Source organism: Bacillus sp. LQ01 (assembly GCF_057624735.1).
The window spans coordinates 153525-165905 of record NZ_JBYEZL010000003.1 but is presented as its reverse complement, the minus strand read 5'-3'; the positions used below and the strand labels follow the sequence as shown (position 1 = coordinate 165905).

Sequence of the window (12381 nt, the reverse complement as noted above, 5' to 3'; positions counted from 1 at the left end):
AGTTTGTCACTGTTAACGAGAGAGCTAGGGGTTGCTGGAACCTAGCACAAACAAACTTGCGAATTACACTCTGGAGTATCTTAGGTAATGCTAAGCGGACTAGCAATCGATATTATTGCTAAGAGTGGTATGAGTAGCTATGCTATTTATGCAAACTGGGTGGTAACACGGTGAATAATCGTCCCTATGTCTATCGTAGACATAGGGGCTTTTTTGTTTTTAAAAAATAAAGGGGATGACAAAAGATGAATATTATTGATGAATTAGAATGGCGCGGCGCCGTTAATCAGCAGACTGACGAAGAAGGCTTACGTAAGCTAGTAGAAGAGAAAAAGATTTCACTATACTGCGGAGTTGATCCAACTGGTGATAGTATGCATATCGGACATTTGATTCCGTTTATGATGATGAAGAGATTCCAATTAGCTGGCCATCATCCTGTTATTTTAATTGGCGGGGCAACAGGAACAATTGGTGATCCGAGTGGAAGACAATCAGAGCGTCAGCTTCAAACGTTAGAAGTGGTTCAGCATAATGTAGATGCGTTAACAGCACAAATGAAAAAGCTATTTGATTTTGGTGGAAATAGCGAAGTGAAGATGGTAAATAACTATGATTGGACACATGAAATAAATATTATTGAGTTTTTACGTGATTACGGGAAAAACTTTAGCATCAATAGCATGTTAGCGAAGGATATTGTAGCAAGCCGTTTAGATACAGGTATTTCTTTCACAGAATTCACGTACCAAATTTTGCAAGCGATGGACTTCCACCATTTATACACGAAAGAGGATGTTCAACTTCAAATTGGTGGCAGTGACCAATGGGGAAATATTACGAGTGGTTTAGATTTAATTCGTAAGTTAGAAGGTCATGAGGCGAAAGTATTCGGATTAACGATTCCGTTATTATTAAAATCGGACGGTACGAAGTTTGGTAAATCAGCGGGTGGTGCGGTTTGGCTTGATCCTGAAAAAACGACACCGTTTGAATTTTACCAGTTCTGGGTAAATACAGATGACCGTGACGTAATTAAATACTTGAAATACTTTACGTTCTTAACGAAAGAGCGTATTGATGAATTAGCAACGAAGGTAGAAACAGAGCCTCATAAACGTGAAGCGCAAAAAGTGTTAGCGGAAGAAATGACGAAATTTGTTCATGGAGAAGAGGCGTTCCTGCAAGCTGAGAAAATTACAGCAGCGTTATTTAGCGGAGATATTAAATCGTTAACAGCTGATGAAATTGAACAAGGCTTTAAAGAAATGCCAACATTCCAGTCTTCAAAAGAGACGAAAAACATCGTAGAGTGGCTAGTCGATTTAGGGATTGAACCATCTAGACGACAAGCACGCGAGGACATTAATAATGGTGCGATTTCTATGAATGGTGAGAAAGTAACAGATGTGGGTACAGATGTTACTGTAGAAAATTCATTTGATGGAAGATTTATTATTATTCGTAAAGGGAAGAAGAACTACAGTCTTGTGAAATTAGGATAATAAGTAAGGTTGGAAAATATATCGGCGATTTTTCGAATATATCGACCGTAACTCAAATTATATCGGCGATTTTCGAAATATATCAGCGCAAATCCGAATATATCAGCGATTTTCCCAATATATCGATTTACCGACAAAAAGCGACAATAAGAGCTGTTCCGAACGGGACAGCTTTCATTATAAAAAGTCAGTATATTTAGATAAATTTAAAGGGTATATAATTTTTTTGACGAATAAATAAGTTAGAGAAAATTACGGATAAAAAATAGCCCGAACCATGCAGGGCATGATTCGGGCTTATATTCAGATTAGTAAGCTAAGCTGAATAGACCTTTAATGTGTGATAAGTAACGAACGTTACTTGCTTCTTTCATTAATGATGCTGGTAAGCCTTTAAGTGGAGTATTGCTTGCTCCAATTGTAGCAACCGCATCTTTACGTCCTAGACTAGCAAGTGTTCCAGAGTTTACAGGTGCGAACTCTTCCAATGCTTTGCCTTCTAGTGCTGCGTATAAGTTGTATCCAATTAACTCACCCATTTGCCAAGCGATTTGTGCAGTTGGTGGGTATGGACGTCCGTCTGGAGCGAAGACAACAGCGCTGTCTCCAGCAACGAATACGTCTTTGTGAGAAGTAGATTGTAGGTATGCATCAACTGTTGCACGTCCACGGTTAACTTCAAGACCTGATTCACCGATTAATGGGTTACCTTGTACGCCGCCTGTCCAAACGAATGTGTTAGCAACAAGTTTTTGACCGTCTTTTAAGTCGATTTCATTGCCAGCAACGTTTGTTACAGGAAGACCAGTTAAGAATGTAACACCGCGTGCTTCTAGGCTAGTAGTTGCACGTTCGATTAAGTGGTCTGGTAATACTGGAAGGATTTTTGGACCTGCTTCAACAAGAAGAAGTTTCACTTCTTTTGGATTTACGCCGTGGCTTTTTGCAAGTTTAGGCATAATGTCAGCAAGCTCACCAACTAGCTCAACGCCAGTTAATCCGCCACCACCGATTACGATTGTAGCATCAGCTTCGTTTTTCGTTTTCGCGTATTCACGAATACGGTCTTCAACGTGTTTGTAGATTTTGTTTGCATCAGCAGCAGATTTTAATACCATGCTGTTTTCTTCTAGTCCTGGAATACCGAAGTAAGCAGTTTTACTTCCTAAAGCAACTACAAGTGCATCGTAAGATAAAGTAGTGCCACCAGCTAGTTTGATTTCTTTGCTATCAACTGAGAATGACTCAACTGTTGCGATTTTAAGATCGATGTCTTTCCCTTTGAAAAGCTTTGTAAGTGGCATTGCAACTGCTTGCTCAGACACGTTACCAGCTGCAAGGCGGTGTAGTTCAGTGATGATTTGGTGTGTTGGGTATTGGTTAATCACTGTAACTTGTGCTTCTGATTTGCTGTAATATTTACGTACGTTTAAAGCGGCAAGAAGACCGCCATAACCAGCGCCTAAGATGACAATTTGTTTTGACATAGTATGATATCCCCCGTCTTTACTAATTGTTGTTATAAGTTAAATTATTTATTGTTACGTTCTGCACTAATTTGAAGATATGCGTTCACAAAGCGGAACATTTTTTGTGCTTGTGGATCTTTTAGTAATTTTAACAGGCCGAATAGGCCGATAACTTCGTTGCTTTCTTCAGCACGATCTTTCGCTTCGATTGCAGTTGCAGCCATGCTTTTCACTGTATCTTTTACAGGTTCTACAAGCTCTGTAATTGCACCAACAGTGTCGCTTTTTAATACTTCATCAGTAGCAACAGTTTGAGCGAAGTCATAAGACTTAGTTAAAATATTAACAAGCTCAGTTAATTTTGGAAGCTGTTCTACTAGTGTTGTTAATGATTCTTGTACCTCAGGTTTTAACAACTGATCAAGTACATCAAGTTGTCCTTGGCTAGCAGAAATTTGTACAGTTTCTTGTTCTGGCTTTGTTTGAGTCATAGTTTCTGGCATCTCCAATTCTCCTTTACGATAGCAATACTCTTATTTTTTATAAGTAAGATAGTAAACGTTTACGAAACTTTATACAAAGTTTCACAAAACACAATAAAATGCCTTTAAATTTATGACAGCAAGTAAGCTGCAAACATAAATCTAAAACCATAACGTCTTACTTATTATTTATGAACTGTCCGATACATGGCTTGTCCGCATAATGGAAAAGCTCCGTTACCGGAAAGTGTATATAATATATATCCTATATTATATACTATATACACCTATGTTAACATAAAAATGATTCCTAATTATTTGATATTGAGTGTATAACGTAGTGCTGACAAGGTATGAAAGCGTATAAAATATTTTGTTCCAGTTAGAAATGTATATACATATAAAGAAAAAAAGGAAAAAATGAACAAATTCATGTTCGTTTTTTCCTTTTTCCTATTATTCACCTTCTACAATTAGCATCGAGGTGTTACCGCTTTTTTCAAGATGGCATTCGCCCCAAGTACAAAGAGAATCAAGAATGGACTCTAAAGACCAACCGTATTCTGTAAGTGAATATTCTACTTTTGGTGGTACTTGATTGTATACCTTTCTTTGAATAACCCCATCGTCTTCTAATTCACGTAATTGCTGAGTTAACATTTTTTGTGTAATCCCAGGCATTAAACGTTTTAGTTCACTCGTTCTTTTTGTGCCTTTCGTTAGATGACAAAGGATAACAACCTTCCATTTTCCACCGATAACCTCTAAAGTCGCTTCAACGGGAATATTGTATTTCTTCATATAAAAATCTCCTTTGATGAATGTAGATTTAAGTTCTCCAACAAAAGAAGCTAAATAATTAAATGTTACTAAAAAGTGCCTATAGCACTTTAAAGTACGTACTTTTTATCATGTTGAATATGTTCCATAATAGCATACGTAAGAGGGAAATGAGTAGTACGGTACTAAAAAGTGCCTATGTTACTTTTAGGTACCTATCGTACTTTTAAGTGCGTTCTTCAAAAAAAGAGTAAAGCCATTCATAATAGCGTATATCAACAGTAAAGTTATTTTTGTAGAAGATAAAAAGGCCTTTTTATCATACTATTATGATTGGATTTCTCGCATTAAGGAGGAGTTCAATTGAATTCATATACAGTATCTTCTTCGGTTATGCAGACGAATCGGAGAAGTATGTTTGCTTTATTAGCACTAGCAATTAGTGCGTTTGGAATTGGTACAACTGAATTTATTAGTGTCGGCTTATTACCATCTATCTCAGAGGATTTACATGTTTCTGTTACAACAGCGGGGTTAACTGTTTCTTTATATGCATTAGGAGTAGCGTTTGGTGCTCCAGTATTAACGTCATTAACAGCTAGTATGTCGCGAAAGACGTTATTAATGTGGATTATGATTATTTTCATTATTGGTAATGGAATTGCGGCGGTAGCAACAAGTTTTACTGTGTTACTTATTGCGAGGGTTGTATCTGCATTTGCGCATGGTGTTTTTATGTCAATTGGATCTACAATTGCGGCTGCGCTTGTACCTGAGAATAAACGTGCAAGTGCAATAGCATTTATGTTTACTGGTTTAACTGTTGCGACTATTACAGGTGTACCAATTGGAACATTTATCGGTCAACAATTTGGCTGGAGGGCCTCGTTTATTGTTATTGTGGCCATTGGAATCGTTGCTTTAATCGCCAATAGTATGCTAATTCCTTCTAATTTAAAAAAAGGTACGTCTGTATCATTTCGCGATCAATTTAAGCTGATTACGAATGGAAGACTGTTACTTGTATTTATTATTACTGCATTAGGATACGGGGGAACGTTCGTAACATTTACGTATTTATCTCCGTTATTACAAGAAGTAACAGGATTTAAAGCAAGTACCGTTACAATTATTTTGTTAGTATACGGAATTGCAATTGCGATTGGGAATATGGTCGGGGGAAAATTATCAAATCATAATCCGATTCGAGCGTTATTTTACATGTTCTTTATTCAAGCGATTGTATTATTTGTTTTAACATTTACAGCGCCATTTAAAGTCGCTGGATTCATCACAATTATTTTCATGGGACTATTCGCATTTATGAATGTTCCAGGGCTACAAGTGTATGTTGTTATATTAGCTGAGAGGTTTGTACCTAGCGCTGTTGATGTAGCATCGGCGATTAACATTGCAGCATTTAACGCAGGAATTGCTCTTGGTGCTTACTTGGGCGGTATTGTAACGAACTCGTTAGGATTAATTCATACGGCTTGGGTAGGTGGAATTATGGTAGTAGGTGCTGTTGTTTTAACTGCGTGGAGTATGACATTAGAAAAAAGAGATCAAGTAAAATAAAAGGAGAGAAAATAAAATGAAAAACTTACAAAGTAAAACAGTATTAAATAATGGTGTAGAAATGCCTTGGTTCGGTTTAGGTGTATTTAAAGTAGAGGATGGACCAGAACTTGTAGAAGCAGTGAAATCGGCGATTAAAGCAGGATACCGCAGCATTGATACAGCTGCAATTTACGGAAATGAAAAAGCTGTAGGTGAAGGAATTCGCGCGGGTATAAAAGAAGCAGGCATTTCTCGTGAAGATTTATTCATTACTTCAAAAGTGTGGAATTCGGATCAAGGATATGAAACGACACTTGCTGCATATGAAGAAAGCTTAAAAAAATTAGAGCTGGATTATTTAGATTTATACCTTGTTCATTGGCCTGTAGAAGGGAAATATAAAGATACGTGGAGAGCGTTAGAAACACTTTATAAAGAAAAACGCGTACGTGCAATTGGGGTAAGTAATTTCCAAATTCATCACTTACAAGATGTAATGAAAGATGCAGAAATTAAACCAATGATTAACCAAGTAGAATACCACCCTCGTTTAACACAAAAAGAATTACAAGCTTTCTGTAAAGAACAAGGTATTCAAATGGAAGCATGGTCACCACTTATGCAAGGTCAATTATTAGATAATGAAACATTACAAGAAATTGCTGAGAAACACGGTAAAACAACAGCGCAAGTTATTTTACGTTGGGATCTTCAAAATGGAGTAATCACTATTCCAAAATCAACGAAAGAACACCGCATTATTGCAAATGCCGATATATTTAATTTCGAATTAACGAAAGAAGATATGGAAAAAATCGATGCGTTAAATCAAAATCACCGCGTTGGTCCGGATCCTGATAACTTCGATTTCTAAGATTAAAGTAAGAAAGAAGAGTGCGTAAAAGCACTCTTTTTTTGTGCATAAAAATAGTTTCTAAATAAATACTACTTAGTATTAAGTTTGTGATAAGGGGCTGTAAACATGAATATAAAGCAATCGTTCAAGATTTTAGCTATGTTTTTAAGTGTTTTATTTGTGTTATTCCCGCTTCAAAAAGCATTTGCAGAAGTTATGGACCATACAAAGTATGAAATGAATTGGAGTTATAGTAAGTCAAAGAAGAAACCAATTCGAACAGAGCTTATTAAAACGGCAGATGGCAAAATTGCTTTTTGCTTAAATGTAGATTTGAAATCTCCAAGTGGTCAAGATTTACCGGAAATGGGGAAAGTGGATATTAACGTATACCGTGTACTATTGAATGGATATCCACAAAAGAGTCCACAAGAATTAGGTGTTTCTGATTGGAGAGAAGCACATTACGCAACGCAGCTTGCAGTGTGGAATGCGTTAAAACAAATCGATATTAATGATTTAGATTTCCGCAATAAAAATGTAGAGAAAGTAACGAAAGACATTGTTGCAAAGGCAAGCGCTAGTGAAGAGTTACAAGAAATTACGATGAGTGTAACTCCTACAGAAGAACAAGAAGCAGTATTAAAAAATGATTTCTTTGAAACAGGTTTATATACAGTAGAAACAAATGCAAAAAGCGGAACGTATAAAGTACAAGCAACAGGTGCACCAGCGGGCGTGAAATTTGCAAATGAAAAAGGCGAAACAAAAACAGAATTTAATGTAGGAGAAAAGTTCCGCATTTTAATTCCGAAACAAACACCAGCTGGTGGATTTAGCTTTAAAGTATCAGGAAATTTAACGAAATTACAAGGGATTGCGCATAAAGGTACACCGACTATTCAAAATGCAGTAGTATTACTTGAGCGTAGTGAAGAAAAAACAAGTCCAGAGTTAGCGGTAAGTTGGAAAAAGGCTGAGGCTCCAAATAAACCAAATAAGCCATATACTCCAAATGAACCGCATAAACCGAATCAAAAGAGATAATGAGAAAGCATTGGCGTATGCCAATGCTTTTTCATATGAATTCTTTAAAATTATATCAAGATAATAATTAATCAAGTGAAACACTATTTTAACGTTTTAAAAAGTATTTAAAAATAATAAAATGTGGCAAAATCTAAATGTTACAATAAATAGATTTTATTCACGAAATTGTAACATTATTCTAATTGGAGAGGCTATCAAACAAAGTGTAAAGCGTGTAAAATTCATTTGGAAAAACTACCTATAGATGGTCATATATGAAGAAAATGTAAGTTTTTATTGTTATTTTTATTTTTAGATGTATAGATGACAATACTGAAAAATATCTTTTACTATTCTCTTTTTTTATGTAGCAAGAGAACTCATCACAAATAGAGAGAAGTGAGGAGGGCATATTACATAAAAATTTTACAATGTAAGAAAGCGAATGCATGGAGAGAAATGCGGTAGTAATATATACAGGTGCGCGAGGTGTTAGTCCATTCATCAAATGTTTTTATATAAATAATAGGATTACTTATTAGATGAATATATAGGGTAGTTTATCTAAATAAAGGAACAGGGGACACAGATTATGTCGAAGAAAAAGACGAGTAGGGTATTAGTAGCTGGAATATGTATATCTACATTATTATCGCCAGTAGCTTTCGAAGCATCGAAAGGATATGCAGCACCTTTGGAAGAAAATAAAGGTGGGAAATTAGAAGAGGTAAAAGAGAATAATTTTGAGCAGAGAGTATTTCAGTTGCCGGGGAAAGGTAGCGTAGAAGAAGAAAATAATCGTTTAAGAGTTACTTGGAAACTTTCCGCTAATGAACCGACTGGAATTTATGCAGAGCCAAATGAAGAGATTACAATTGACATAAAAGGAACGCAGTCTATCCAAGCTTTTATTGGAACGAGATCTTATGATGAAAAGGACCCAGAGGAGTTTGATTTAAAACCAGGGAAAAATGTTATTTCATCTTCAAGAGGCGGTATTTTATATTTTTATAATATGAATAACGAAGGAGAAGTAACAGCTTCCGTTACAAATGGTGGTAGTCACTTTCCTTTATTTATTTTAGGTAAGCATACAAAAAAAGATTGGGATGAAATGTTAAAAAAATATAAGGATCCTTATGCAGTTGAATTAAAAGGTGAGAGAAGCTTAATTACTACTACTTACGATTCTGTGCAGAAATATATGAAGAATACGGATCCAACAGATTTAATGAAATTGCATGATAAGATTATCCGTTTAGAAAACGCGGTGGCAGGGTTATCTGAGGACAGTGTTGGGTTTGCAAAATCTCCAACTCATTATGTTCAGTTTGTTGAAAAACGGAAGCCTGCTAAAGGGGACTTTATGTTTGCAAAACATTATCATACAGGATATATTCCAACTGCAATGAATAGAGTTTTAGATATAGAGGTACTTGAGAAGGATGGATGGGGACCGTGGCATGAAGTTGGTCATTTACATCAGCAAGAACCGTGGAAGTGGTCTAAAGTAAGGGAAGTAACAGTAAATATTTACTCATTAGCTGTTCAAAAGGCGTTAGGGAATCAATTAGAAATGGATGAGCACTATAAAAACTCATTTGAGTATTTAGAGAAGCCTAAAGCAGAAAGATTCATTGATGACATTAATCCTCTTACAATGTTTTGGCAATTAAATGTAGTGTATGGAGAACATTTTTATCCTAGGCTACATCAAGCTTATCGTTTGTTACCTCAGAGTGAAATGCCTCATTCTGATGAAGAGAAAAAGCAGCTATTTATTTATATGACATCGCAAGTGGCAGGGCAAAATTTAATTCCTTTCTTTGAGGAATGGGGATTAACACCAAATGATGATATTAGAGAGAAAATAGAAAAATCAAAGTTACCTAAATTAGAAAAGGAAATCTGGAAAGCTACAGATAGTAATGATATTCGTGAGAAGCAAGTTGAACCGTATAAGGTTCCATATGGTGAACCTGCTAATGAAGTACAAAATCTTTTAGTTGGTACAGATTCTGACGAGAATGAAGCAAGTAAACTTGTTCGAAATTTAGGTGAGAATGTAAAAGTAACAGGAAAGATTGTATGGCCTAAACTAGAGAATGGTAAACAGGAAGTGTTAGTAGAAATTGGGGATGAGAAAAGAAATAAAAATTCAATTCCTGTCCAAGTTAACGGATTTTATGATGACAGTATAGTTTTTCAAGGACTTTCAGATGATGTAATGTCGACAGTGACACTTCACCACAATAAGAAGAAATTAAATGTAAACTTTACTAATAATGAAATACATTACCGTTTTGAAAAAGAAGAATATATGGGCTTAACGCTATATGATCGAAATGGGATTGAAAAGAAACGTGTATCTGCAGAAGGACAAGAAACGGGAAAAAGATTTGCGATGGAACTAAATGAATTGGATTTTGAATATGGTGATGTAGTAAAAGTATTCCATGCAGAACCGGATCGTCTGAAGTGGTACCAAAATAATACACTTGTAGATCAAGGGAAGGCTAAAAATAAAAAAGAGAAATTATTCCAAATCACTGAGCAAGGGTTCGAATTAAAAGATAGTTTACAAGAAGTGACGGCGAAACCGCAAAAAGTAGTAGTCGGAATGGATGTAGACAAACTAGATCCGAAAGAATTTGTACAAGTAAAAGATGGAGAAGTGGTTGGTTTTGCAGAAAAACCAAATACATCAAAAATCGGAGAACAAAAAGTAAAAGTAGAAACGAAAGATCGATTTGGAAATAAGAAAGTGACAGAAGTTCCTCTAATAGTAACATATGGAGATAGCCTACTTGTATATGGGCTAAGCTATAGAGATGGTGACTTAAAATCAATTGTAACTTTGCATCATGATACGAAAAAACTGAGTGCGACAGATACAAAGAACCTAATTCATGATTACTTTAAAGATGAAAAGTATTTTGAATTCACATTGTACGATAAAGAAGGAAGAGTGAAGAAAAATATAGCAGTAAAAGGTTTAGAGAATACGCAAGAATTTGCTAAGGAAGTAAATGGAATTGCATTTGAGTATGGAGATGTAGTGAAAGTATATCATGCGGAATCTTCTCGTTTACATTGGTATCAAAAAGATGTATATGTGGGCGAAGGAAAAAGTAAAGAGATAAAGGAATTAGTCTTCAAAATAACTGAAAATGGATTTGAAAGATTAGACGGTGAGCAAACAGTAAAAGCAAATCCGCAGCAAGTAGTAATCGGAACAAATAGCGAAACGCTAGACGCGAAGAACTTTGTTGAAGTACAGGGTGGAGAAGTAGTAGGTTTTGTAGGGGAAATAGATACGACAAAAATTGGTCAGCAAAAAGTGAAAGTAGAAACGAAAGATCGATTTGGAAATAAGAAAGTGACGGAAGTTCCTGTAGAAGTGACATATGGGGATAGTCTAGTCTATCAAGGTGTGTCCGATGTTACACGTTCAATTATTACGTTAAACCACGCTGAAAAGAAATTACATGCAACATTTACAAATGATGAGATTCATTATCGCTTTGTAAATGAACAGTATATAGGCCTTACGATTTATGATCAAAATGGAACTGAGAAAAAGCATGTAACCGCAGAAGGACAAGAAACTTCGCAGAATTTTGCAGAACAAGTAAATGGTATGGCGTTCGAGTATGGTGACGTATTGAAAGTGTATCATGCCGAGTCAGATCGTTTAAGTTGGTATAAAAAGAGTGAGTTAGTTGGAAAAGGAGATAAGAAAAAGTTTAAAGAAATTTCCTTTAAGGTTACTCCAAATGGTTTAGAACAAGTGTAATAATAAAAAAAGCTCGTAAAACATTATGTTTTACGAGTTTTTTCTATTATTCAGCTTCAGAAACTACTGTGAAGCGTTCGTTTACATGTTTTGGGTTTTCAATCTCATCAAGTGCTGCAACTGCGAAGTCTTCGTAACTTACGTAGCTATCACCTTTTGAGTTAACAAGAAGATTGTCTTTGCCAGCTTTGTAAGAACCAGTGCGTTTTCCTAATGCGAATAGTGCAGAAGGGCTGATGAATGTCCAAGTGATATCATTTGTTTGTTGTAAAATTTCTAAGTTTTTACCTTGGTTTTGAGCTGTTGCAAGATATTCTTTCGGGAAACCTGGTGTCTCAAATACACGTGTTGTTTTCTCTTCGTCTACAAATAAGCTTCCAGCGCCTCCAACTACAAGTAATTTTGTATTTGGTGCGCCTTTCATAGCTTCAATAAGTACGTTTCCTGCATCTACGTGAAGGTGTTCTTCGCCTGCTGGAGCACCGAATGCATTTACAACTACGTCAAATGCCTGCAGGTCGTTAGATGTAAGAGAGAATACATCTTTCTCTAAAACTTTTACGTTTTCTTCTGTAATTTTTGCAGCGTTTCTTACGATTGCAGTTACTTCATGTCCGCGATCCAATGCTTCTTTTAAAATACGACTTCCTGCTTTACCAGTTGCTCCGATAATTCCGATTTTCATAATAAATCCCTCCAAAGTGTTTTGTTAAAGTGTATATCTGAAAGTAAATGAATTTGTTGTAATTAGGTTTGTTACAACCTGTTGTAATCATTATAGTTACAGGTTGGTATTTTTGTCAATAGGGTTGTTTGTGAATTTATTTTTTGTTTTAGTATGCACAGTTAGAGGGAGGGTAGTCAGTCATAAAGATATTGTTACTGTGAACCTGGCTAATATTTG

9 protein-coding genes and 1 other annotated feature (1 of these 10 cut by a window edge) are annotated in these 12381 nt (G+C 35.7%); of the genes, 5 read left to right on the top strand and 4 right to left on the bottom strand.

Annotated features, from left to right (window positions below):
• Positions 1-189 (top strand) — a binding site (T-box leader) (it extends 27 nt beyond the left edge of the window).
• Between the two features lie 56 nt (positions 190-245).
• Entirely contained in the window at positions 246-1505 is a 1260-nt protein-coding gene (tyrS, locus tag AC22L0_RS21510) for a tyrosine--tRNA ligase (protein ID WP_001021098.1), read from the top strand.
• Positions 1506-1813: 308 nt separating this feature from the next.
• Here the strand turns inward: tyrS and AC22L0_RS21505 are convergent, their stop codons facing one another.
• The 3 genes from AC22L0_RS21505 to AC22L0_RS21495 all read right to left on the bottom strand — a co-directional run bounded on the left by AC22L0_RS21505 (position 1814) and on the right by AC22L0_RS21495 (position 4257).
• On the bottom strand, positions 1814-2992 hold the full coding sequence (locus AC22L0_RS21505) for an NAD(P)/FAD-dependent oxidoreductase (protein ID WP_000043203.1): 1179 nt from the start codon (positions 2990-2992) through the stop codon (positions 1814-1816).
• Between the two features lie 44 nt (positions 2993-3036).
• The gene (locus AC22L0_RS21500) at positions 3037-3477 is read right to left on the bottom strand and encodes a DUF1641 domain-containing protein (protein ID WP_001115311.1); all 441 of its coding nucleotides are present in this window, start codon (positions 3475-3477) and stop codon (positions 3037-3039) included.
• Positions 3478-3912: 435 nt separating this feature from the next.
• Entirely contained in the window at positions 3913-4257 is a 345-nt protein-coding gene (locus AC22L0_RS21495) for a winged helix-turn-helix transcriptional regulator (RefSeq protein WP_000760475.1), read from the bottom strand.
• Between the two features lie 372 nt (positions 4258-4629).
• On the opposite strand from AC22L0_RS21495, the gene AC22L0_RS21490 reads away from it, so the two are divergent.
• The 4 genes from AC22L0_RS21490 (at position 4630) to AC22L0_RS21475 (ending at position 11477) form a co-directional block, all read left to right on the top strand.
• Positions 4630-5814, top strand: a complete 1185-nt coding sequence (locus tag AC22L0_RS21490) for an MFS transporter (RefSeq protein WP_162840098.1) — start codon at positions 4630-4632, stop codon at positions 5812-5814.
• A 16-nt stretch (positions 5815-5830) separates the two neighbouring features.
• On the top strand, positions 5831-6670 hold the full coding sequence (locus tag AC22L0_RS21485; protein ID WP_000793550.1) for an aldo/keto reductase: 840 nt from the start codon (positions 5831-5833) through the stop codon (positions 6668-6670).
• A 108-nt stretch (positions 6671-6778) separates the two neighbouring features.
• Positions 6779-7699, top strand: coding sequence for a thioester domain-containing protein (locus AC22L0_RS21480; RefSeq protein WP_001022514.1), 921 nt, complete (start codon positions 6779-6781; stop codon positions 7697-7699).
• A 574-nt stretch (positions 7700-8273) separates the two neighbouring features.
• Positions 8274-11477, top strand: a complete 3204-nt coding sequence (locus AC22L0_RS21475; RefSeq protein WP_139894706.1) for a putative mucin/carbohydrate-binding domain-containing protein — start codon at positions 8274-8276, stop codon at positions 11475-11477.
• A gap of 46 nt (positions 11478-11523) precedes the next feature.
• On the opposite strand, the gene AC22L0_RS21470 is transcribed toward AC22L0_RS21475, so the two are convergent.
• The gene (locus AC22L0_RS21470; protein WP_000689896.1) at positions 11524-12162 is read right to left on the bottom strand and encodes an NAD(P)-dependent oxidoreductase; all 639 of its coding nucleotides are present in this window, start codon (positions 12160-12162) and stop codon (positions 11524-11526) included.
• Positions 12163-12381: the final 219 nt, after the last annotated feature.

Bases quoted from the DNA above. Each gene is read 5' to 3' on its own strand.
- tyrS (WP_001021098.1), top strand. From the start codon at position 246: ATGAATATTATTGATGAATTAGAATGGCGCGGCGCCGTTAATCAGCAG.
- AC22L0_RS21505 (WP_000043203.1), bottom strand. From the start codon at position 2,992: ATGTCAAAACAAATTGTCATCTTAGGCGCTGGTTATGGCGGTCTTCTT.
- AC22L0_RS21500 (WP_001115311.1), bottom strand. From the start codon at position 3,477: ATGCCAGAAACTATGACTCAAACAAAGCCAGAACAAGAAACTGTACAA.
- AC22L0_RS21495 (WP_000760475.1), bottom strand. From the start codon at position 4,257: ATGAAGAAATACAATATTCCCGTTGAAGCGACTTTAGAGGTTATCGGT.
- AC22L0_RS21490 (WP_162840098.1), top strand. From the start codon at position 4,630: ATGCAGACGAATCGGAGAAGTATGTTTGCTTTATTAGCACTAGCAATT.
- AC22L0_RS21485 (WP_000793550.1), top strand. From the start codon at position 5,831: ATGAAAAACTTACAAAGTAAAACAGTATTAAATAATGGTGTAGAAATG.
- AC22L0_RS21480 (WP_001022514.1), top strand. From the start codon at position 6,779: ATGAATATAAAGCAATCGTTCAAGATTTTAGCTATGTTTTTAAGTGTT.
- AC22L0_RS21475 (WP_139894706.1), top strand. From the start codon at position 8,274: ATGTCGAAGAAAAAGACGAGTAGGGTATTAGTAGCTGGAATATGTATA.
- AC22L0_RS21470 (WP_000689896.1), bottom strand. From the start codon at position 12,162: ATGAAAATCGGAATTATCGGAGCAACTGGTAAAGCAGGAAGTCGTATT.